Annotated in this window: 18 protein-coding genes; 5 read left to right on the forward strand and 13 right to left on the reverse strand. The window is 68.3% G+C overall.

Features of this window, described 5'->3' with window-relative positions:
* Window positions 1-67: 67 nt before the first annotated feature.
* Window positions 68-2,464, reverse strand: coding sequence for a PqqD family peptide modification chaperone (locus BOX17_RS04090; RefSeq protein ID WP_071942182.1), 2,397 nt, complete (start codon window positions 2,462-2,464; stop codon window positions 68-70).
* 157 nt (window positions 2,465-2,621) lie between these two features.
* Here BOX17_RS04090 and BOX17_RS04095 point away from each other — a divergent pair, with 157 nt between their 5' ends.
* Window positions 2,622-3,212: a TetR/AcrR family transcriptional regulator gene (locus tag BOX17_RS04095; RefSeq protein ID WP_071942183.1), complete on the forward strand. Its 591-nt coding sequence runs from the start codon at window positions 2,622-2,624 to the stop codon at window positions 3,210-3,212.
* Window positions 3,213-3,300: 88 nt separating this feature from the next.
* Window positions 3,301-3,870 (forward strand): carboxymuconolactone decarboxylase family protein, encoded by a 570-nt coding sequence (locus BOX17_RS04100; protein WP_071942184.1) that lies wholly within the window; start codon window positions 3,301-3,303, stop codon window positions 3,868-3,870.
* 149 nt (window positions 3,871-4,019) lie between these two features.
* Here the strand turns inward: BOX17_RS04100 and BOX17_RS04105 are convergent, their stop codons facing one another.
* The 12 genes from BOX17_RS04105 to doeA form a co-directional block, all read right to left on the reverse strand.
* Window positions 4,020-4,703 carry a haloacid dehalogenase type II gene (locus BOX17_RS04105; RefSeq protein WP_071942185.1) on the reverse strand — a complete coding sequence of 228 codons (684 nt, stop codon included), beginning with the start codon at window positions 4,701-4,703 and terminating at the stop codon, window positions 4,020-4,022.
* A 79-nt stretch (window positions 4,704-4,782) separates the two neighbouring features.
* Window positions 4,783-5,730: a cyclodeaminase gene (locus BOX17_RS04110; RefSeq protein WP_071942186.1), complete on the reverse strand. Its 948-nt coding sequence runs from the start codon at window positions 5,728-5,730 to the stop codon at window positions 4,783-4,785.
* 27 nt (window positions 5,731-5,757) lie between these two features.
* Window positions 5,758-6,750 (reverse strand): hydroxyectoine utilization dehydratase EutB, encoded by a 993-nt coding sequence (gene eutB / locus BOX17_RS04115; protein WP_071942187.1) that lies wholly within the window; start codon window positions 6,748-6,750, stop codon window positions 5,758-5,760.
* Between the two features lie 95 nt (window positions 6,751-6,845).
* Entirely contained in the window at window positions 6,846-8,273 is a 1,428-nt protein-coding gene (locus BOX17_RS04120; RefSeq protein WP_071942188.1) for an aspartate aminotransferase family protein, read from the reverse strand.
* 95 nt (window positions 8,274-8,368) lie between these two features.
* Window positions 8,369-9,850 (reverse strand): NAD-dependent succinate-semialdehyde dehydrogenase, encoded by a 1,482-nt coding sequence (locus BOX17_RS04125; protein ID WP_071942189.1) that lies wholly within the window; start codon window positions 9,848-9,850, stop codon window positions 8,369-8,371.
* A gap of 204 nt (window positions 9,851-10,054) precedes the next feature.
* Complete coding sequence (locus tag BOX17_RS04130) at window positions 10,055-12,838, reverse strand: aminotransferase class I/II-fold pyridoxal phosphate-dependent enzyme (RefSeq protein WP_071946633.1); 2,784 nt, start codon at window positions 12,836-12,838, stop codon at window positions 10,055-10,057.
* A 53-nt stretch (window positions 12,839-12,891) separates the two neighbouring features.
* A complete protein-coding gene (locus tag BOX17_RS04135) occupies window positions 12,892-13,890 on the reverse strand; it encodes a C45 family autoproteolytic acyltransferase/hydrolase (RefSeq protein WP_244272219.1) in 999 nt (332 codons plus the stop codon).
* A 47-nt stretch (window positions 13,891-13,937) separates the two neighbouring features.
* Window positions 13,938-15,521 (reverse strand): biotin carboxylase, encoded by a 1,584-nt coding sequence (locus BOX17_RS04140; protein ID WP_244272221.1) that lies wholly within the window; start codon window positions 15,519-15,521, stop codon window positions 13,938-13,940.
* A gap of 69 nt (window positions 15,522-15,590) precedes the next feature.
* On the reverse strand, window positions 15,591-16,460 hold the full coding sequence (locus BOX17_RS04145) for a carbon-nitrogen hydrolase family protein (protein ID WP_071942191.1): 870 nt from the start codon (window positions 16,458-16,460) through the stop codon (window positions 15,591-15,593).
* A 187-nt stretch (window positions 16,461-16,647) separates the two neighbouring features.
* The gene (locus BOX17_RS04150; RefSeq protein WP_071942192.1) at window positions 16,648-17,121 is read right to left on the reverse strand and encodes an Lrp/AsnC family transcriptional regulator; all 474 of its coding nucleotides are present in this window, start codon (window positions 17,119-17,121) and stop codon (window positions 16,648-16,650) included.
* Window positions 17,122-17,140: 19 nt separating this feature from the next.
* The gene (gene doeB / locus BOX17_RS04155) at window positions 17,141-18,154 is read right to left on the reverse strand and encodes a N(2)-acetyl-L-2,4-diaminobutanoate deacetylase DoeB (protein ID WP_071942193.1); all 1,014 of its coding nucleotides are present in this window, start codon (window positions 18,152-18,154) and stop codon (window positions 17,141-17,143) included.
* 41 nt (window positions 18,155-18,195) lie between these two features.
* Window positions 18,196-19,395, reverse strand: coding sequence for an ectoine hydrolase DoeA (gene doeA / locus BOX17_RS04160; protein ID WP_071946637.1), 1,200 nt, complete (start codon window positions 19,393-19,395; stop codon window positions 18,196-18,198).
* A 252-nt stretch (window positions 19,396-19,647) separates the two neighbouring features.
* Between doeA and BOX17_RS04165 the strand changes: the two genes are divergently transcribed.
* The 3 genes from BOX17_RS04165 to BOX17_RS04175 all read left to right on the forward strand — a co-directional run bounded on the left by BOX17_RS04165 (window position 19,648) and on the right by BOX17_RS04175 (window position 22,600).
* On the forward strand, window positions 19,648-20,598 hold the full coding sequence (locus BOX17_RS04165) for a 2-hydroxyacid dehydrogenase (RefSeq protein ID WP_071942194.1): 951 nt from the start codon (window positions 19,648-19,650) through the stop codon (window positions 20,596-20,598).
* Between the two features lie 92 nt (window positions 20,599-20,690).
* The gene (locus BOX17_RS04170; RefSeq protein ID WP_071942195.1) at window positions 20,691-21,257 is read left to right on the forward strand and encodes a nicotinamidase; all 567 of its coding nucleotides are present in this window, start codon (window positions 20,691-20,693) and stop codon (window positions 21,255-21,257) included.
* Window positions 21,254-22,600 (forward strand): nicotinate phosphoribosyltransferase, encoded by a 1,347-nt coding sequence (locus BOX17_RS04175; protein WP_071942196.1) that lies wholly within the window; start codon window positions 21,254-21,256, stop codon window positions 22,598-22,600. The genes BOX17_RS04170 and BOX17_RS04175 overlap by 4 nt, the downstream gene beginning before the upstream one ends.
* The last annotated feature ends 92 nt before the right edge of the window (window positions 22,601-22,692 follow it).

The following is a 22,692-nucleotide window of genomic DNA, read 5'->3' on the forward strand; positions in this document are numbered from 1 at the left end:
GACGTCGGCCAGGGTGACCGACCTTCACATCGGCGATGCATCGGCATCGCCGTATGCTCTTGCCCCGTCATCCTGCTGCCATGGCGGAGCGGGGGACGCCGGGGTCAGACGCGACCCGCGTGGCCAGCCAGTCGGCCAGCAACGCGGAGGACAGCGCGTCCTCGCCTGTCCCGATGGCACCCAGGGCCAGGGTGGAGAGCCAGTCGCCAAGGACCGTCACGCTCCGGGCATCCAGCACCTGGCCATCGCTGGTCAGACAATTCGGCAGCAGGGCGCCCAGCGCCTCCAGCATGGAGACCGGGGCGAGGGCCTCGACGGCAGGCGCGTCGGCCGGCAACAGCAGGCCTCGCGGGGTCACCGAGGCGGGCAGCGCGTCCGGGGGGGCGCAGGCGAGATGGTTCAAGGGCACATCCAGGGGCTCGGCCCGGGTGGGGTCCGACAGGTCCAGGCGCAGGCCGCGGGTCAGCACGCCGCCCGAGGCCTCCGACAACCGCTTCAGCGGTAAGCGATTCGCCTCCTCGTCGGGCAGCAGGCAGAGCACCGCGGCGCCGTCCGGCATCACCAGCAGGGGGGCGTCGATCACCGCTTGGCCAGTGAGCGCTGCCTGACGCACCAGGTGGGTCGTCAGGGCCGGGCCCAGCGTCGCCAGGGTCAGTCGCGAAGCCAGCAGTCGGTCGTCGGTGGCCAGGGCATACCCCGCCGTCTCGCGCAGCACCCTGAGCGAGGGCAGCCGGCTCGCCCCCTCGTCGGCAAGGGATGACAGCCGATCTCCGAACCATGATGTCAACCGCGCCAGGGCGGGCCCATGCTCCACGTCCAGCGCCCAGTCGCGCCCCGCGAGACTCAGCGTCAGGGTGCGCCTGTCGGGCGCCACCGCGGTCGCCGCCTCGGGGTCCTCCGGCGCCAGGGTCGTCTCCTCGGCTCCGTTGCCCCGCTGACGGAGCAGGCCGGCACGGCACCACTCCTGCAGGGTGGTCCAGACGTCGTCCCGCAGCGTCGACCGGTCCGCCGGCGTCTCCGCCTCGGCCGTGGCGCGCGCCAGGGCCTCCACGATGGCCTCGGGCTCCAGTCCCTCGGTCGCCAGCAGCCAGATCAGGGCCGCCGTGTCGTTGGGCCGGTAGAGGCGACCGCCCCGGGTGTCGTAGAGGGCGAGATGTTCCTCGTCGACCACTTCCGCCACGTGGTGCCGCTGCAGCCGCGGCGGCGTCAGGGGGCCCCCCGCCAGCCCCTCGGCCAGTTGCAGGTCGGCACGGCTCGGCAGCGTGAAACAGGGCAGGTAGCGCTCGGGCTCGGCCGCCGGCAGCAGCCGCAGGAAGCCCCCGGCGCGCGCCTGCTCGGCCTCGGCCTCGGCGACCAGCCGTGCGGTGGCGTCTTGCGCCTGCCCGCCGTCGACGCTCCCGGGGCTAGCGTCGCCGTTGAGGTCGACCAGCGAGACCAGGTCCCGGACCAGCCCGCCCTTGACCGCCTCCTCGACGCGCCCGCCCGTCTCCGGGGCGGCGCAGATGCCGAGCGACGGGCTGAGGTTGCACTCCAGGATCCACGGCTTGAGGGTGTCGTCCACCAGGCAGTCGAGTCCCAGCAGCTCGTAACAGCCGCGCGGATCGGCGCCGATCTCGGCCGTACGGCGTCGCATGGCGTCCACGGCGGAGATCGCGGTCAGGGCCACCAGGTCCTCGATCCGGGCGAAGAGCGTCGCATCGTCATGGCCCTGGTCCCTGAGCCACCGGCGGTAGCGATCGAGGTCGATGAACTCCACCGGCACCTCGGCGCCGGTGTTCAGGGCGTTGATGTCCGGATTGGTCAGCTGGCTGTAGGGGTTGTCGGCATCGTCGGGATCCCAGGGCTCCGAGGCCAGCTTGGCGAACCCCTGGCGGTAGAGGTAGACCCGCAGCGGCTCCAGCGAGGCGATCAGCACGTAGAGGCGCAGCACGTACTTGTGCCCGCGGATGGTATGGGGGTTGGCCAGGTACTCCTGCACTAGCCAGTCCCGGGCGAGCGGCGCCTCGGCGACATCGGTGAGCACCCGCACGCCCTTGCCCTTGGAGGCATTGGTGGGCTTGAGGATCCAGCGCCGAGCGGGGTCGGCCAGGGCCGCCGCCTGAAGCGCGTGGTAGTCGTCCGGCATCACATAGGCGCGGGGAAAGAACGCCAGCCGCCGGATGAGCTCGTGGTCGACGCCGTGGCTCTCCCTGAGGCGCTCGCGCAGGGTGGCGAGGCTGTCATGGAGGCGGCTCTTGACGGTCAGCGCCGCATTGCCCGGGAAGTGGTTCATCCGGCGCGTCGGCGAGACCCGCCGGAACTGCGCGGCATCCGGCATGCCGGTGATCCAGCCGGCGTCCCAGTCGTGCTCGTCCCCGGCCTGCCAGCCCAGCGGCTCGAGGGCCTCGCGGAAGAACCGGTCCTGCTCGGCCGCCCGCTTGCCACCTAGCCAGAAGCGTCGTGTCGGCGAATGCTGATCCGTCATGCTCGGGGTCTCCTCTCCGGCCATCGCGATGGTCGTGTGGTCGATGATGCGCGCTGGTCACTCTGTCGCCGCGCCTGCACGGTCCTTACAGCGATAGCAAGCGGAACGCGTTCTGTCGCGCCTTGATTTATGGAACGATCGATACTAAATTACCCGCATGACACGAGGACGCCCCATCGCATTCAGCCCTGACGAGGCGGCCAACGCCGCCATGCGGGTCTTCTGGGCCCGAGGCTACGACAGCGCCTCGACCCGGGACCTGCTCGAGGCCATGGGCCTCTCGCGCAGCAGCCTCTACCAGGCCTTCGGCAACAAGGAGCAGCTGTTCCTGGAGGCCCTGCGGCGCTATCGCGAGTCCCTGGTCGGCCGGCTCGAGCGGCGGCTCGAGGCGGCGCCCTCGGCCATGGCGTTCCTGGAAGCCCTGTTTCGCGAGACGGCGGGCGAGGCCGGCAGCGATCGCGCCGCCCTGGGCTGCCTGATCTTCAACTCGGCCAGCGAGCTGGGCCAGCGCGGCGACCCGCCCTCACGGCAGGCCCGCGAGAGCATGGCCGCCATCACGGCGCTGCTCCACCAGGCCGTGGTGCGGGCCCAGGCGCAGGGCGACATCGCCCCGGAACGGGACGCCGAGGCCCTGGCCAGCTACCTGACGATGGGTATGGCCGGCCTCAGGACCCTGCTGAAGAGCGGGGCGGACATCGGTCAGGCCGGACAGGCGGCGGAGCTGCTGCTCGACGGCCTGCGACGCTGAACGTCCCCTTTCATTTGCCATTTATGGAACGATCAATCCATAAATGGCGCGACACGCCACACCCATGACGACGACGGAGGTACCCCCCATGTCAGCCGACTACCAGATGCAACTTCCTCCCCAGACCCTCGACAACGCCGACGCCAAGGCGAAGCCGCTGCTCGAGCAGGCCAACGACCAGTTGGGCTTCGTGCCCAACATGTACGCGGGCATGGCCAAGGCACCCGGCGTGCTGGACACCTACCTGCACGGCTACGCTCTCTTCCGCGAGGACTCCGGCTTCGCGCCGCCCGAGCAGGAGGTGGTTTTCCTGACCATCAGCCGGCTCAACGGCTGCGGCTATTGCATGTCCGCCCACAGCATGCTGGCCGACAAGATGTCCCAGGTCCCCGCCGAGGTGCTGGAGGCGATCCGCCACGACCAGCCGATTCCCGACGAGCGCCTCGCCGCACTGAGCCGGTTCACCCGGGTGATGTTCGAGACCCGGGGCATGCCCACCGAGGCCGACGTCAAGGCCTTCCTGGACGCGGGCTTCGAGGAGCAGCAGGTGCTGCAGATCGTGCTGGCCCTGGCCGTCAAGACGCTCTCCAACTACGCGAACCACGTCAACCATCCGGAGATCGACGAGGCCTTCGCCGGGTACGCCTGGAAGGGCTGACCCTTACCCGCCTCGAACCGCAGGACGCCCTGGCCGGGTCACCGGCCAGGGCGTCTTCACGTCGCTCCGTCGACGGGTCGGGGCGGTTGGCATGGGCTTGGCCCGGTCGCCGGGGCCTGCCGCTCAGTCCAGCGGCCCGGCCCCGCCGCTCAGCCCAGTCGCTCGGCCAGGGCGTCGAGGTCGGCCACGGTGATGTCCGGGTCGATCCCCCAGGGGTCGAAGGGCGCATCCGGGCTGCGCCGCACCCAGGCGGCATGCAGGCCGGCATGGCGGGCGCCGATCACGTCGAAGGCATTGCTGGAGATCAGCCAGGTGTCGCCGGGCTCGCTCTCGAGCCGGTGACGCAGGTGGGCATAGACCGCCGGGTCGGGCTTGAAGCGCTTGATCTCGTCGACGCTGACCACGTCGTCGAAGCGCTCGCGGATCCCGGCCTGGGTCAGCAGGCCCTCGACCGCCTCACGGCTGCCATTGGAGAAGGCCACGCAGGTCACGCCCGCCTCGGCGAGGCGGTCCAGAGCGGCCGAGGCCTCCGGGAAGGCCGGCAGCCGCGCATAGACGCCCATCAGGTGCTCCTTGTCGTTCTCCGTGAAGCGCGTCTGCAGGGCGCGGTCGGTGAACTCCAGCGCCTCGCGGGTGCAGCGGGAGAAGTCGACGTAGGCCCCCATGAGGCCGCGGCGGAAGCTGTATTCCAGCTGCTTGTCGCGCCAGCGGCGCGAGAATTCCGGGGCCAGGTCCGAGCGGTCCTGGGCGGAGAGACGCTGCTCGAGCTCGGCAACCACGCCGTGGGTGTCGATCAGGGTCCCGTAGACGTCGAAGGCGAGTATCGTGGCCATCCCCTTGCTCCTTCCATCGGTGAGAGTCACCAGCGTGCGCCAGGAGACCCGTCGCGACAAGTCCAGGCGGGATGACGGCTCAGCCGGCCGCGAGCCGTGACAGGGCGAAGCCGGCGATGGCCGTATCCTGCACGCCGGTGCCGGTGAGATCGCACACCGTGAGGGTATCGTCCGACAGGCGCAGGCGCTGGCCCTCAGCGATGACCCGGCCCAGCTCATGGACCTTGAAGGGCACCTCCCCGCCGCCGAACGCCTTGAGCTCGCCGTTGCCCTCGCTCTGTGCCCGGGTATCGCAGACGAAGGCGTCGGCGCGGGTCAGCACCGAGGCATCGAGCTCCCGCTTCTCCGGGCTGTCCGAGCCCATGGCGGTCACGTGCACGCCCGGGGGCAGGTCCCGGGCGTGCAGCAGCGGCGTGCGCGACGGCGTGGCGGTGACGATGATGTCCGCCCGGGCACAGGCGTCGCCCACCTCGGCATGGACGTTCACCGAAAGCCCCCTGCCGCGCATCCGCTCGGCATAGGCCTCGGCGCCCTCCGAGCGACGCGCCCAGACGTCCAGGGTGTCGATGTCACGCACCAGCCGTAGCGCCTCGACCTGGCGCTCGGCCTGTTCGCCTGCGCCCAGCACCGCCACCCGGTGGCTGCCCGGGCGAGACAGGTGCTTCGCCGCGATGGCCCCGGCCAGTGCCGTGCGCACCAGGGTGAGATAGCCCTCGTCGAAGAGCACCGCCTCGACGAGCCCGGTCCGGGCGGAGAACACCAGCATCAGGCCATTGAGGCTCGGCAGTCCCAGCCGGGGGTTGTCGAAGAAGCCGGGGCTGACCTTGATGGCGAAGCACTCGGCGCCCCGGATGTGGGCGGTCTTGACGTCCACCTCGCCGTTGGCCTCCTCGACGGCCATGGAGAGGATCGGCGGCTGCACCACCTCGCCGCGGCCCAGCGCCGCGAACCCCGCCTCCACGGCGGCCAGGGCCTCGTGGTCGATCCCGACGGCCCGCTCGATGGCCTCGCGATGGTAGAGCTGCATGGCGATCTCCGTGAAAGGGTTGAAGCGTCAGCGTCCCGCCAGGACCCGCGCCCGGTCAAGGATCTCGAGGGACACCGCATTGCCGGAGAGGATCAGGGCCACCTTGCGGCCCCGCACCGCCAGGCCATGCTCCTCGATGGCCGCCAGCCCCACCGCGGCGGCGCCCTCCACCAGCCGCTTCTCGTGCTCGAGGATGGCCACCATGGCCCGGGCGATGGCCCGCTCCGAGACCTGGACATGGTCGTCCATCACCTCGCGCACCAGGGCCAGGGTGCAGCGGTTGTCGCGCCCGATGCCGCCGCCCAGCGAATCCCCCAGGCTCTCGACCTCCTCGACGGCCACGGGATACCCCGCCTGGAGGCTTTCCCACATGGCCGCCCCCCGGGACAGGCTCACCCCGGTGACCCGGCACTCGGGCCGGATCGCCTTCACGGCCACGCCGATGCCGCCCAGCAGGCCGCCCCCGGAGAGGCCGACGATGACCCGGTCCAGGTCCGGGCAGTCTTCCATGAGCTCCAGGCCGATGGTGCCCTGCCCCGCAGCGACCAGCGGGTCGTCGAAGGGCGGGATCAGGGTCATGCCGCGTTCGCTCACCAGCCGCTCGACCTCCTCGAAGGCCTCGTCCTGACTGGCGCCGACGCGCCTCGCCTCGGCGCCCAGGGCCTCGATGGCGGCCACCTTGTCGGGCGGCACCAGCCGCGAGAGGCAGATCACCGCCGGCACCCCCTGCTGCGCCGCGGCATAGGCCACGGCGCGGCCATGGTTGCCGGTGGAGGCGGTCACCACCCCGGCCGCCAGGGCCTCGCTGCCGTGACGCTCGATCAAGGCGGCGATCATGTTGGTGGCGCCGCGCAGCTTGAAGGCGCCGGTGGGCTGGCAGGTCTCGAGCTTGAGCAGGATCTCGGCCTCGAAGCGTGCCGAGAGGGCCGCCGAACGCACGAGGGGCGTGCGCACCACCTGGCCGGCGATGCGCCGACGCGCCTGGTGGATCGCCTCCAGGGAGACACCGTGATGGGACATCGTCTCCTCCATGCCAACGGCGTCGCCGCGGGAAGGCCCGCGGCGACGCTCAGGGGTGATGGCCTCACGAATGAGGCCGGGATCTCGGCAGGCCGTCAGGCGACCGTGTCCGCCATCGCCTGGATGGCGCCCTCACGAACCAGCTCGTCCAGCACGGCATCCACGGCGCGGTGGGCCCGGGCGACGATCTCGTCGACCTCCTCGCGGGTGGTGGTCAGCGGCGGCGCGAAGCCCAGGATGTCGCCCTGGGGCATGGCGCGAGCGATGAGGTTCTCCTGCATCGCCGCGGCGGCGATGCGCGGGCCCACCTTGAGCGCCGGGTCGAAGGCCGCGCGGCGGCTCGGCTCGGCGGAGAACTCCAGCGCCGCCAGCATGCCCACGCCGCGCACGTTGCCGACGATGGGATGGTCACCGAAGGCGTCCTGCATCCGCTCCTGGAGGTAGGCGCCGGTCTCGGCGGCATTGCGGGTCAGCCCCTCGCGCTCGATGATCTCGAGGTTCGCCAGCCCCGCGGCGCAGCCCAGGGCGTGACCGGAGTAGGTCCAGCCGTGCCCGATCGGGCCGTACTCGCCGGTGCCCTGCTCCAGCACCTTCCAGACGCGGTCGCCGACGATCACGCCGGAGAGCGGCTGGTAGGCGCTGGTCAGGCCCTTGGCCACGGTGATCAGGTCGGGCTTGATGCCGTAGCGATGGCTGCCGAAGTCGGTGCCGATCCGTCCGAAGCCGCAGACGACCTCGTCGGCGATCAGCAGGACGTCGTACCTGGCCAGCACCGCCTGGATCTCGTCCCAGTAGCCTTCCGGCGGCGGCACGATGCCCCCGGTGCCGAGCACCGGCTCGCCGATGAAGGCGGCCACGGTGTCCGGCCCCTCGGCCAGGATCATCTCCTCGAGCTTGGTGGCGCAGTGCTTCGAGAACTCGCGCTCGGTCATGCCCTCCAGCTCCGCGGCCCGCTGGTAGTAGAACGGCGCCTCGGTGTGGCGGATGGTGTCGATGGGCAGGTCGAAGTGGTCGTGGAACGCCTTGAGGCCGGTCAGCGAGCCCGAGGCGATGCCGGACCCGTGGTAGCCGCGCATGCGCGAGATGACCTTCTTCTTCTGCGGCAGGCCGCGCACGTTGTTGTAGTAGCGCACGATCTTCAGCTGGGTCTCGTTGGCGTCAGAACCGGACATGCCATAGTAGACCTTGGACATGCCGGGGCCGGCGAGCTCGAGGATCTTCTCGGAGAGCGCGATCTGCGGCTCGTTGGAGTGCCCCACGTAGGTGTGGTAGTAGGAGAGCTCGAGGGCCTGGCGGTAGATGGCCTCGGCCACCTCGGTGCGGCCATAGCCGATGTTCACGCAGTACAGGCCGGCGAAGCCGTCGATGAACTCGCGACCGTCCTTGTCGACGATGTGGATGCCCTTGCCGCCCGAGATCACGCGACCCGGTGCGTCGCCATGGGCGAAGTCGCGCAGGTGGGTGGAGGCGTGGAAGGTCACCTTGCGATCGCGCTCGATCAGGTCCTGGTGCTGCTGGCTCATCTCGTTCTCTCTTCTCTCGTCAGGACTCCCCGCCGCGGCGGGGAGGAGGTTCATCGGTTCGCTGGCGGGTCGGCCGGAGCCGGGCGCGGGCGCGGCTAGCTGCCGGAGACGGAGCCCAGGGCGCCGAGGCAGTAGTACTTGGTCTCCAGGTACTCGTCGATGCCGGTCACGCCGCCCTCGCGGCCGAGGCCGGAGTGCTTGACGCCACCGAAGGGCACCGGGGGGCCGGTCATCTTCACCGAGTTCACCGACACCATGCCGAACTCCAGGGCGCGCAGGATCTTCCAGATGCGGCGGATGTCGTGAGTGTAGATGTAGGCAGCCAGCCCGTACTCGGTGTCGTTGGCCATCTCGATGACCTGGTCGTCGTCGGCATAGGCGGTGATCCCGGCCACCGGCGCGAAGCTCTCCTCGTGCCAGATCTTCATGTCGTGGGTCACCCCCGTGAGCAGCACCGGCATGAAGAAGTTCTCGCCCGGCGCCTGCGTCTGGTCGCCGGCCACCAGGGTCGCCCCCTTGGAGATGGCGTCGTCGACGATGGCCGCGGCCTTCTCCACCGCCTGGCGGTGGATCAGCGGACCGAGGTCGACCTCGTTCTCCAGGCCGTTGCCCACGGTCAGGGCCGCCATGCGCTCGGCGAAGTGCTCGACGAACTCGTCATGGATCGACTCGTGGACCAGGATGCGGTCCGCGGCCAGGCAGTCCTGTCCGGCGGTCTGGAACTTGGCCGCCACCGCGGCGAAGGCCGCCTCCCTGGGGTCCATGTCCGGCCCGACAATGAAGGGGGCGTTGCCGCCCAGTTCCAGCGAGACACGCTTCACGGTGTTGGCACACTGCTCCAGCAGCAGCCGGCCCACCCGGGTGGAGCCGGTGAAGGAGAGCGCCTTGACGCGATCCTCGGCACAGAGGATCCGCGATACCTCGGGCGGCTCGCCCAGCACCACGTTGAACACCCCGGCCGGGATGCCGGCACGCTCGGCCAGCTCCGCCAGCGCCAGCGCGGAGAACGGGGTCTCCCCGGCGGGCTTGACGATCACCGGGCAGCCGGCGGCCATGGCGGCGGCAGCCTTGCGGGTGATCATCGCCAGCGGGAAGTTCCAGGGCGTGATCAGGGCGGCGATCCCCACCGGCTCCTTGATGGTGCCCAGGGCCGCGTTGGGGATGTGGCTCGGGATGGTCTCGCCGAAGGTGCGCTTGCCCTCCTCGGCGAACCAGCGCACGAAGCTGGCCCCGTACTCCACCTCGCCCCGGGCGTCGGGCAGCGGCTTGCCCTGCTCCAGGGTCATGATGAGGGCGAGGTCCTCGCGGTTGGCCTGCAGCAGGTCATACCAGGCGAGCAGGCGCTCGCAGCGCTCGTCGGCCCGCAGGGCACGCCAGTGCACGAAGGCGGCCTCGGCGGCATCCACGGCCTCGGTGATCTGGTGGGGTTCCAGCCAGGGGATGTGGCCCAGCGTCTCTCCGGTGGCCGGGTCGAACACGGCCTCCTCGCGGCCGCCGTCGCCGTGGGTCCACTTGCCGTCCACGTAGGCATACTGACGGAACAGGCGCGGATCGCTGAGTTTGTTGGACAGAGTCATGCTGTACCTCCCCTGGCGCGCCGGCAGGCTCATGGCCGGCGTGGTAGAAACGGGCGAGCCGCCTGGTCGTGAAGCTCCAGGGCGGCTCGATGGGTACAGGATAAGGGGTATGGCGGGACGGGACTTTTCGTTAACCGCACCTCCCGACACAGGATTTTTTGTCCTGTGCCGGGAAGATGCGGTTTTTTCTGTGGGCCTCGGGGCTCATCCCAGCGGCGGGTTGCTGAGGGCCTCCTCGGTGAACACCAGCAGGCCGAGCTCGGGGCGGTAGCCGTGGATCTCGGTCACGTCCAGGGCCTGCAGGAAGTAGAGGATCTCCTCGCTGACCACCTGGCCTGGCACCAGCACCGGGAAGCCTGGCGGATAGGGGATCACGAAGCTCGCCGAGACCACGTCGCGACCGCTGCGCATCTGGGCCTGCAGCTCCCCGTTGTCGAAGCGCAGGTACTCGGTGTTCTCCTCGTCGTAGCTGAGGAAGTAGGCCCGGCGGATGTCCCCCTCCGGGGTGTTGCCATCGGGCGCGGGGCGGAAGGCGTCGTGGAAGCGGCTGAAGTCGGGCAGCGGCGGCAGTTCCTTGGTCAGCGAGTGGATGCGATTCTCGATGATCTTGCGCTCGGGGCGGCTGCTCTCCTCCCAGCGGTACTCGAACTCCTTGGCCAGCTTGATCAGCACGTCGAGCAGGTAGGCGATGGCGCCACGCGATGTACCGATGTTGGTCATGAACAGCACGGTATTGCGAGAGGTCTTGTTGATCTGGATACCGTACTTGTTCATCAGGTATTCGTTCTTGAAGGTATCCCCGTCGATGCCGGTCGCGCCGATGGCGATGGTGATGCGGCTGGGGTCGACGACGAACTCGTCGTTGGCCCAGGCCTCCTCCATCTTGTTCCAGCCCGTGACCGGGTCGTAGAAAGTCTCGACCCCCGACTCCCGGAACTCCAGCGGCACCATGTCCTGATTGACCAGCACCCGGAAGTACTTCTGCAGCAGCGGATGCGTATAGAGCTGCTCACGCAGCGTCAGCGCGGCCTCGACCTGGGCATGGACCAGCTCGAAGCCCTCCATCTCCGCCTGCATGCGCCCCACGTCCAGCGAGGCGATGATCTGGTAGTTCGGCGAGGTCGAGGTATGGGTCATGTAGGCCTCGTGGAACGGCGCCTCGACCTTCTGGCGATAGTCCTGGTCCCAGACATGGATCATCGAGCCCTGACGCAGCGAGGTCAGGGTCTTGTGGGTGGAGTGGGTGGCATAGGCACGGATGCGCACCGCGTCGGGGTCGGGCATCAGGCGCCGGTCGAGCCAGGTGGCATCGTCGTCGGGATCGAGCGTCTCGAACTCCGCCTTCCAGGCGTCGTACTCCTCGCGGTAGGCCGCACTGCGGTAGCGGTCCCGCAGGGTCCGGGCGGCATGCATGGCGGTCCGCGGCCGGTAGGTCGGGTTGAAGCCGGCGAAGGCGAACCAGGCCTCGTCCCACAGGAAGACCAGGTCGGGCTTGATCGCCAGGCACTCCTCCATCACCCGCCGCACGTTGTAGACCACGCCGTCGAAGGTGCAGTTGGTGAGCAGAAGCATCTTGACCTTGTGCAGCTGGCCGGAGCGCTTGTACTCGAGCAGCGTCTTCTTGATCTCCTTGAGCGGCACGGCGCCGTACATGGAGTAGTCGTCGAGCGGATAGGAGTCCAGGTAGCTGACATGGGCGCCGGCCAGCACCATGCCGTAGTGGTGCGACTTGTGGCAGTCGCGGTCGATCAGCACGATGTCGCGGGGCTTGACCAGAGCCTGCACCACGATCTTGTTGGCCGTGGAGGTGCCGTTGGTGACGAAGAAGCTCTGGCGCGCCCCGAAGGCCCGGGCGGCATACTCCTGGGCCTTCTTGATCGGCCCGTAGGGCTGCAGCAGGGAATCCAGCCCGCCGGAGGTGGCCGAGGTCTCGGCGAGGAAGATGTTGATGCCGTAGAAGTCGATCATCTGCCCGGCCCAGTGGGAGCGGGTGACCGACTTGCCCCGGGAGATGGGCATGGCATGGAAGACCCCGGTCGGCTTCTTGCTGTACTCGCGCAGGGCATCGAAGAAGGGCGTGCGATAGCGGTTGTCGATGGCCCGCAGGATGGTGTGGTGCTGCTCGATGTAGTCCGTCTCGCGGTAGAAGATGCGATTGAAATGACGGATGTCGCGACTGGCCGTGGCCTCCACGTCGCCGCTGGTGACCAGGAACTGGTCGATCTCGGGGCGCAGCTCGTGGATCATGGTGCTGAGCATGATGCTGCGTTCGGCCTCCGACTGGTTCTCCAGGGACTGTTCGGAGAGCCCCTCGAGGTAGCTGCGCAGGGCGCTGAGGTTGTACTTCGACTTGTAGGGGAACTCGTAGCGGATCAGGCAGGCCTGGATGTTGGGATTGACCAGCACTGCGATCAGCGCGTCCTCGAAGCTGCGCACCGTGACCACGTCATAGACGAAACGGTCCTCCGGGCGGCGCAGGTTATGGAAGGCCTCGCGGACCACCTCCTCCTCCGGCGCCGAGAGGGTGTCGACGATCAGCAGCTCGAAGTAGGGCTGGGCCGAACTGTTGGAGGTCGGATGGCCACGACGCAACTGGTTCAGCGCATCCAGGGTCTCCAGGTCCTCGGCGTCGGCATCGGTCTCGCTGAGGTCGACATGGCGACGCCGGTAGGACTCGCTGATCAGCGCCCGCACCAGGCGCTTGACCACCTTCTCCAGCAGCCCGTACTCCTCGCGGTTGAACAGCGTCCAGAGGTGCCGGAAGTCCTCCTTGGACGGGAAGGCATGGTAGTCCTCGATGATCTCGAGGCGGGTGAGCTTGACGTCGATGGCCTTGATCAGGTTCTTGGAGCGATTCGGGTCGTTCAGGCGGATCAGCTGACCCAGGTCGCGCTTGAGCGCGTTCCAGGTGTCGGCGCGCAGCTGGGAGATCTTGTGGTAGAAGCCCAGGGCGGTATAGGGCGTCTCGGATTGACTCGTCTCTGGCATGGCAACACCCATCCGTGTTCGTTGTTTTATGAAATGCTTCGGCCGACCCGGGATCAGCCGTGGTTCAGTCCGCGCACGCCGTAGCGGACGGTGATCCGTTCCTCGGGGAAATGGTCAAAGCTCAGGTCCAGGTTCAGGCCGGGCCAGTGAAACTGTGCGCGTCCCGAACAGGGACGATAGATGGCGGTATAGACGGTCCCCAGGCCCCGCCGGTAGTCATGGCGAAACAGGGGAGGTGACGAGAAGGCGGCGATCAGCCGCTCCTCGGTGGTATCCTCGTCGTCCACCAGGATCGACAGCTGGCGCTCGCGGATCAGCGTCTCCGAGGCCAGGGCATGGGCATACCACTCGATCTTCTTCTGGTGGTTGGTCGCCACCGGCACGCGCCGGATGCTGGCACGACGATCCGGAGCGATCATCGCCGTCACGTAGCGACCGGCGGAGTCGGCCACGGTGATGTTGTAGGCCATGTGGGTCGGGATCCGGGCCAGCACCTCCGAGGCCTCGGGCACGGTGTCGCAGAACTCCAGCAGGTAGCGCAGGATGATCGGCGCACCGAACCCCTGCCCCACCGCCTTGCGCCCGCCGAACGCCAGGGAGACGGCGAGCCCGCGATCGTTCATCCCGTCCAGCACGCCCCACAGGCAATCGGTCATGGCGATCACCCGCCGCTCGTTCCAGTGCGTGTAGAGGATGGTCCCCTCGCACAGCTCGGGCGGATAGTCGTAGTTGCGCGCCAGCATCGTGGACGAGGGACTCGCCAGCACCGCCTGGGAGCAGCCGGTGATATAGGGCGGTGGCTGGTAGAGGCTCAGGAAGCGCGCGGCCAGGTCGCTGCCGCCGGCCAGCTTGCACAGCGTCCGATAGGTATCGAGAAGCTCCGGCATGTGCTGGCGCAGGGCGTTGTAGCACGCGAGATACCCTGGCCTCTCCCGCTCCCCCTCGCTGAGGTACCACTGTTCGTAGGCCGGCCAGTGGTACTCGAACAGCGCCTGCCAACGGGGGCCTGCCGTTTCCTCGCGCACGGTCCGGAAATCAAGCATCTTGTCCATGTCGGCCGGAGGCACCTCCCGGGTCGAAGGGGAAAGGATCGCTGTGTTCACAGGATCTTGAAGTTTCCACCGCCGACGGCGTGGCTCACGGCCACCTCCTCCACCACCGGATCCTGAAGCGACTGGCCGGCGTACTGGGCGCGGATACCCTCGATCCACGCCTTGGCGCGCTCGTTGAGCTGGAAGTCGTCGTCCATCAGCCGTCCGCGGGTGATCAGGATGCCGAGATCGGCGCCCTCGTAGCGGAAGTCCCCGACCCCGCTGATGCGCAGGAAGAAGCCCTCGCTTTCATCCTCGGCGGCATGGGGGTGAGAGTCGTAGTGGTGATAGGCCAGGCTGCCGTCGGCCGCCATCTTCCAGACCCCGGTGCGCGGCGCCTGGGTCAGCAGGTCGACGCTCTCGTCGGTGTGCTTGATCACCAGCTGGCTCCAGCTGTCGACGCTCTCCGGATGCGCCCAGCGCTCGTTGATCTCGTTGATGTCGAGGTCGAAGTCGACATCGGAGAATTCCAGCAGGTGGAACAGGAACAGCGGGATGTCGGAGTGGGCGAAGGCCGCCACGTTGGTCAGGGAGCTGGCCCCGGTGACCCGCGGATTGAGCTCGCCGAGATAGACCTCGCCGTTGTCCATGTCGATCAGGAAGTCGAGCTCGAAGTAGCCGCGATAGCCCTCCTCGCGCAACGCCTCGCCGAACTGGAAGGTGTACTCGCGGGCCTTGTCGCGGACCGACTGGTCGAAGGCGCCGGCGAACATCTCGTTGCCGCACCAGCCGCCCTTGTAGGGGGTGAGCGTCTTGAAGCCGACCAGCTCGGTCATCAGCGGGCCGACCACGGTGCCGCAGCGGGTCGCACAGGCCTCGATGGCCGAGCCGCGGCAATTGATGCGCTTCATGATCTTGACCTCTGACTCGGCCTCGATCTCCTCGGCATGCTTGTAGTAGTCGTCTTCATTGGAGATGAAGAAGGTGGTGTGGCCGGAATCGCCGAAGGCGGTCTGGATGACCAGGTCATCACCCAGCTCCTTGCTCACCTCGCAGAGCTCCTGGTAGCTGCCCACCTTGGCCAGCACGTTCGGCACGCTGGGCACGCCGGCCTTGTTGCCGATGCGCACGGTCTCGATCTTGTTGTCCATGCGCGAACGCAGCTCGGCCGGCGGGAACGCCACCTTGAGGCCGAGCTGCTTGCAGACTTCCTCGGTGTGCTCGTCGAACATCAGGAAGGCGGCCGTGCCCGCGTTGTCGCCGTCGGCCCGTGACTGGATGAAGTCGATGACCTCCTTGTGCTCGAGGAGGTAGTTGTTGATGTCCTCGATGCTCTCGAAGTCGCGGGGGAACTTCTCCTTGGGCACGAAGACGTTGCGCTGCTGGTCATCGAAGCAGTTGATGTAGTTGATGTGACGGAAGTTACCCACCCAGTCGCCAATCCCCAACAGGTTGAAGTTGGTCGCCGAGATGAAATAGACCGGCTCCTTGTTGTTGAGGAAGTAGCGGCGTACATCGGCAATAGTTTTTATTTGGCTCATCGTGGTCGCTCCATCGGATACGGGAGAGGCGCCGGGCGCCGTCTGCGGGGAAGTGTCAGCAGGGGTGTGGCCGAGCAGGCGGCGCAGCAGTCGAGTCAGGTACTCCAGCATGAAGGCTCCTCTTCTCTTCGATGCGTCTCTTCAATGCGTCTCTTCGATGCGCCGCCCGCAGGCGAGGGATCAATAGTCCTCAACGTTGGCGCGAACGGGCTTGGCCAGCGGGCCCAGGGTGTCGAGGAAGGGGGTGGAGCCGGTCTCGCTCCGGTACAGCGAGAAATCCACCTTGCGGTCGCGGAAGCTCTTCAGCGGCTGGCCCAGGCCACGCAGCCCCGCCTCGCGTTCACGACGAACCCTCGTCATGTCGATCTCGATCGGCATGATCTCCTCGCCGATACCCGCCTGGTGAATGACGTCGCCAGAGGGCCCCACCACGATCGAGCGACCGTTGCCCAGGGCCCCGGCACCGTTGATGTCGAAGAAGTAGCACTGGTTGACCGCGGCATTGGTGCGCGCCATCGACAGCTCGATATCACGGTCGATGGTATCGGTCATGGTCGGGTGCAGGATCACCTCGGCGCCCATGGCGGCGAGGGTGCGGGTGGTCTCGGGGAACCACATGTCGTAGCAGATCGAGACCCCGAAGCGGCCGACATTGGGCACGTCGAAGACCACGAACTCGGTGCCGCTCTCGACCCCTATCTCGTAAGGGCGGAAGGGGAACAGCTTGCGGAAACGGTTGACCACCTGCCCGTGGGGGTTGATCACCGAGAGGGTGTTGTAGATGCCGTCCTCGGCCTGCTCGAACATCGAGCCGGGAATCAGCCAGATACGGTGCTGCTCGGCGATCTGGCAGAACAGCGCCTCGGCGTCGCAGGGCATCGGTCGGGCATTGTGCGTCGAGGCCCCCATGGGCATCAGCTCGCTGAACAGGACCATCTGCACCTGGGGAAAACGGCTCATCAGCACGTCGATCCGGTGGCGCATGGCCTCGGTGTTGTCACCGTGGTGGTGGGCGTGCATCTGCACCCCAGCAATCGTGAAATAGGACATTGGAATCTCTCTGCGTCAGGCGATCGTGAACACTTCCGGGGCGCTTTCAACCACGTGCCGGCACCAACGGTAGCATGCCGGCTGGATCGCCCGGCCGGGTGAGTTGGACCCACCCTCCTGTTAACAGCTTATGCCACACCGGGCGGGGGTACATCAACGCTGAAATTGCGGTCAGCCGGAAATGGGCTCAGGCAAGGTCGTCCGGGCAGAAACCCGGGGCGGGACGTTTCACCGTCTTGGTGACGATGTAGGTGAAGTAGCGCTCGATGCCGGCCTCGCCGGTCAGCCAGGCATCCATGAGCCGCTGGTAGGCATCGATGGAATCGGCCTCGAACTTGATCAGGTAGTCGACGCCACCGCCCACGGCCACACACTCGGTGACCTCGGGGGTTGCGTGGACCAGGGCCTCGAAGCGGGCGAAGCTCTCGGCATTGTGCGCCTTGAGCTCGATCTGCACCCATACCGGCGTGCGCTTGACGAGCACGTCGGCATTGATGCGCGCCGAATAGCCCTCGATGATGCCGGCCTTCTCGAGCCGGCGCACCCGTTCCCAGCAGGGGCTGACGGAGAGGTTGATCGCCTCGGCCAGCTTCGACTTGGTGATGCGTCCGTCCCGGGACAGGATCTCGAGGATCTTCAGATCGTAACGATCGAGCTTCATGCGTCTCTCAATATCCTGTTCAGCCGAGCGAGTCGACGACCTCGGCAATCACCGCAATGGTATCACCCATGTTGACCTGTGCCGGGAAACGCCGGGCGGCGAGGATGCCGCTGCGCTCGGCGCGGTACTCCACGGGCGGCGTGCCGCTGCGGGTCATGTCATAGACGCGGGCGATCACCTGCCCCTCCTGCACCGCATCGCCCAGCGCCAGGGTCAGCTCCAGCAGGCCGGAGTGCTCGCTCTGCACGTAGCAGCTGGCATCGGGCATGTCGAGGTAGACCTGGGGCTCGGCGGGCATCTCCACCTGCCCCTGGACCAGCCCGAACTGGATCAGGAAGTTGCGCACGCCCCGCTCGGTGATCGCCAGGCTCTCGGGGGTGGAGGTGCCGCCGCCGCCGAGCTCGGTGGCAACGAACACCTTGCCCTGGCTCTCCACCGCGGTGTCGAACAGCGCCGCCGCGTCGAGCTCGAACATCATCATGGCGTAGGGGGCACCGAAGGCCTTGGCCCCTTCCAGCGCCTGGCGCTGCTGGTCGGGATTGTCGAGCACGTGGGAGGCGCCGAACGGGATGATGTCCAGGGTGCGGCCGCCGGAGTGCAGGTCGAGGACCACGTCGCACATCGGCACCATCACCCGCGTGAAGTAGTCGGCGATCTTCTCGGTCACGGTGCCGTCCGGGTCACCGGGGAAGCTGCGGTTGAGGTTGCCGCCGTCCATCGGCGAGGTGCGCCTGCCGGCCATCGCCGCCGGCACGTTCATCATCGGCACGATGATCACCCGGCCACGCACGTCGCCCGCCTCGAGGGAGCTGGTCAGCTTCATCAGGGCGGTAATGCCCTCGTACTCGTCGCCATGGTTGCCGCCGGTCAGCAGCGCCGTGGGGCCATCGCCGTTCTTGACCACCGTGACCGGGATCATCACCGCCCCCCAGGCCGACTCGTCATTGGAGATGGGCAGCTTCAGGAAGCCGTGCTGCACGCCGTCGGCCTCGAAGTCGACGGTGGCGGAGATCGGGCTGGGTCGTTTGCTCATGGGGTTCTCCTTGTCTGGCGCGAGGGTCTCGCGCGACGGTCTCAGCGCACGAACAGCTGGCGGGGGAAGTCGGCCAGGGTCTCGCAGCCGGTCTCGGTGATCAGGATGCTCTCGGTGATCTCCAGGCCCCAGTCGTCCTCCCACAGGCCGGGCATGAAGTGGAAGGTCATGCCCGGCTGCAGGACGGTCAGGTCCGAGGGGCGCAGACTCATGGTGCGCTCGCCCCAGTCCGGGGGGTAGCTGATGCCGATGGGGTAACCGCAGCGGGCACCGCCGCGGTCGAAGCCGTACTTGTCCATGGCCGAGCCCAGCGCCATGGCGATGTCCGCGGTGCGATTGCCCGGCTTGGCCACCGCCAGGCCGTTCTCGATGCCCTCCAGCAGCGCCGATTCGGCACGCACGAACTCCTGCGGCGGCTTGCCGAGGAACACGGTCCGCGACATGGGAGCGTGGTAGCGCTTGAACACCCCGGCGATCTCGAAGAAGGTGCCCTCGCCCTCGCGAAACGGCGTATCGTCCCAGGTCAGGTGCGGGGCAGCGGCATCGGAGCCGGTAGGCAGCATGGGCACGATGGCGGGATAGTCGCCCCCATAGATCTTGCCCTGCTCGTCGCGCCAGCCCTCGATGCCGACCCGGTAGATCTCCGACACCAGCTTGCTCTTGGGCAGGCCCGGCTCGATCACCTCCAGGATCCGCGTGTGCATGCCCTCGACGATCTTCGCCGCCACCCGCATGTACTCGATCTCCTGGGGCGACTTGATCGCCCGGCACCAGTTGACCAGGGAGTTGGCATCCATGAAGCGCGCATGGGGCAGCTCGCGCAGCAGGCACTGGTAGGCCTTGGCCGAGAAGTAGTAGTTGTCCATTTCCATGCCCACCACGCCCTCGTGCCAGCCACGGTCGGGCAGGATGGTCTGGGCGAGATAGTCCATGGGATGCATGTCCGGATTCTGGACGTAGTAATCCGGGTAGTAGGTGATGTTGTCCGGGTCGATCCAGCAGGTGCGCAGCGCCCCGTTGGCGTCCATTCGCCGTCCGTACCACACCGGCTCCCCCTCCAGGCCGACCAGCACGCACTGGTGGACGTAGAAGGACCAGCCGTCATAGCCGGTCAACCAGGCCATGTTGGAGGGATCGCTGACGATCAGCACGTCGATGCCGCGGCTGGCCATCTCGGCGCGCACCTTCCACAGGCGGGTCGCATATTCTTCACGAGTGAAGGGCAGGGAAACCTGGATCATGAAGCCACTCGCCATCGCATCATCAACAAATCGGCCCTCTCTGCGTCGAGAAGGCCGGGCCGGGTGCCGCGTCGCCGCCGAAGCCGACCGGGTCGTGGGCCGGGGTCGTTCCGGGCAGTCGGTCGATTACCTTGGAGGCAGGTTACTGCCTACCCATGGTGGGCGGTCAAGCATTTCCTCGGGCCTGTCGCGCTTGTTCACGGCCGCCCCGACTCCCATGATGGGGGTCAGGCACAAGGCGGAGAAGACAGCATGAAGGTTCTGGTCCACACCGAGGATGCCGACCGCTGGCGGGAGGCCCTGGCGAGGCGCCTGCCCGAGGCCGAGGTCATCACGAGCGACGCGCCGGCCGAAGAGCGCCGCGAGGCGGACTACCTCGCCGTGTGGAAGCCCTCCGCGGCGCTGCTCGGCGAGCCCGAACGGCTCAAGGGCATCGTCAACCTCGGCGCCGGGGTCGACGCCCTGCTGGGCAACCCGGGACTGCCCGAGGGGGTGCCCATCGTCAAGCTGCGCGACGCGGGCATGGCCGACCTGATCGGTGACTATGTCCGCTACGGCATCCTGCACTTCCAGCGCGACTTCGATCGCTATCGTCGCCAGCAGCATCGCCGCGACTGGCGGGAACACGCGGTGGTCGACAAGGCCGACTGGCCGGTGGGCGTACTGGGCCTGGGCGCCATCGGCGCCAGGGTGGCGGCCATGGTGGCCGCCGACGGCTACCCGGTGCATGGCTGGAGCCGCTCGCCCAAGTCGCTGCCGGACATCACCTGCCATCACGGCGAGGAGGGGCTCGAGACGCTGCTCGCCCGGGTGAGGAGCCTGGTCCTGCTGCTGCCTGACACCCCCTCGACGCGCCACGTCATCGATGCCGCCGCCCTGGCGAGGCTTCCCGAGGGGGCCAGCCTGATCAACCCGGGCCGCGGCACCCTGATCGACGAGGCTGCGCTGCTCGAGGCGCTGGACCACGGCAGCGAACCGGACAGCGAGACGGAGGGCCGCCTGCGCGGCGCCATCCTGGACGCCTTCCCCGAGGAGCCGCTGCCGGAGCAGAGCCGGCTCTGGTCGCATCCGCGGGTTTGGGTCACTCCCCACATGGCGGGGCCCACCCCGCTGGGGACGGCGCTCGACCAGGTGGCCGAGGCGCTGCGGGCCTTCGAGGCGGGGGCGCCGATCGATACCGTCGACCCGGAGGCCGGTTACTGAGCGGGGCGCGCCCCGCGACCCCCACCGCGGCCACAACCGCCACACTGCCCTACCCTGAGAAGAGACACCCAACGACCTGCGGGAGGTGAGTGATGACCCTGGATGTGGAATATGGCCCCCATGACGCGCTGCTCGTCGTGGACATGCAGAACGACTTCTGCGAGGGCGGCGCCCTGGCGGTCAGGGGCGGCGCGGCCCTGGTGCCGGGCATCAATGCTGAGATCGAGGCGGCCCGGGCGGCCGGCGCCCTGGTGGTCGCCTCGCGGGACTGGCACCCCGTCGACCACGTGAGCTTCGCGCATCGCGGAGGCCCCTGGCCGGTACACTGCGTCCAGGACACCGAGGGGGCGGCCTTCCATCCCGACCTCGCGCTGCACGACGACACCCTGCGCGTCAGCAAGGCCACGGCCTTCGATGCCGACGCCTACTCCGCCTTCGAGGGCACGGGCCTGGCCGGCTACCTCAAGGAAAAGGGCATCGAGCGGGTGGTCGTCTGCGGCCTGGCGCTGGACGTCTGCGTGAAGGCCACGGCCCTGGAGGCCCGTCGGAGGGGCTTCGACGTGCTGCTGCTGGAGGCCCTCACCGCCCCGGTGGACCCCGACGCCGTGGATGACTGCCGCTGCGAGCTAACGGACGCCGGCGCCAAGGTCCGCCCATGACGTCGACGGCGCCGCTTCAGGTGGCGGAGGGTGAGCTCGCCCTGCTCACCGACCTCTACCAGCTGACCATGACCCAGGCCTACTGGAAGGAGGCCATGCACGAGCGGGCCACCTTCAGCCTCTTCTTCCGCCGGCTGCCACCGACGCGCCGCTTCATGCTGGCCTGCGGACAGCAGCACGCCGCCGCGCTGCTCAGCCGGCTGCGCTTCGGCGACGACGCCCTGGCGCGACTGTCGGGCACCGGGCTCTTCGACCCGGACTTTCTCGACTGGCTCAGCACATGGCGCTTCGAGGGGGACATCTGGACCCTGCCCGAGGGCACGCCGGTGTTCGCCAACGAGCCGCTGATGGAAGTGGAGGCACCCATCGCCCAGGCCCAGCTCCTCGAAAGCCTGATGATGAACCTGGTGCAGCTGGAGACGGTGCTGGCCTCCAAGGCGGTGCGCGTGGTGATGGCGGCGCGGGGCCGGCCGGTGGTGGACTTCGGCATGCGTCGCATGCACGGCGTCGACGCCGCGGTGCGCGGGGTCCGCGCCTACCGCACCGCGGGGCTTGCCGGCACCAGCAACGTGCTCGGCGGCCTGCGCCACGACCTGGCGCTCAACGGCACCATGGCCCACAGCTATATCCTCGCCCACGGCAACGAGCGGGAAGCCTTCCGCGCCTTCGCCCGCCACTATCCCGGCACCACCCTGCTGGTCGACACCCACGACACCCTGGAGGGGGTGCAGAAGGTGGTCGAGCTGATGCGCGAGGAGCCGGGACTCGGGGTGAAGGCCATCCGGCTGGACTCCGGCGACCTGGGGGAGCTGGCCAGGGGCTCGCGCCGGCTGCTCGACGATGCCGGCCACGAGGAGGTGAAGATCGTCGCCAGCAGCGGCCTCGACGAGATGCAGATCGACACCCTGCTCGAGGACGGGGCCCCCATCGACGCCTTCGGCGTGGGCACCCAGATGGGGGTGTCGGCGGACGCCCCGGTGATCGACCTCTCCTACAAGCTGGTGGAGTACGCGGGCGAACCTCGCGTCAAGCACTCCCCGGGCAAGATCAACCTGCCCTGTCGCAAGCAGCTCTATCGCCGCCAGGACGACCGGGGCCGCTACCTCGGCGACATCCTCGCCCTGCGCGACGAGCCCGTCGACGCCGGCGAACCGCTGCTGCGGCCTCTGGTGCAGGCCGGCCGGCTGGTGGAGGCCGAGATGGCCCTGGCCGACGACGCCCGGGAGCGGGTCGCGGACGCGCTGCCGCGTTTCCCCGAGGACGTCAGGCGCCTCGAGGCGGGCGAGAGCGACTACCCGGTCACGCTGAGCCCGGGCCTGGAGCGCCTCGCGTCACGCGCCTGAGCGACGACGCCCGCCATGGGGCGGCTTCCCATGGCAGGGACCGTGAGAGAGGGCACACCGCCTGGCGGTGTGCCCTCTCTCTTTTCCGGGCG

It is taken from the genome of Halomonas aestuarii (genome assembly GCF_001886615.1).
Lineage (GTDB): Bacteria > Pseudomonadota > Gammaproteobacteria > Pseudomonadales > Halomonadaceae > Halomonas > Halomonas aestuarii.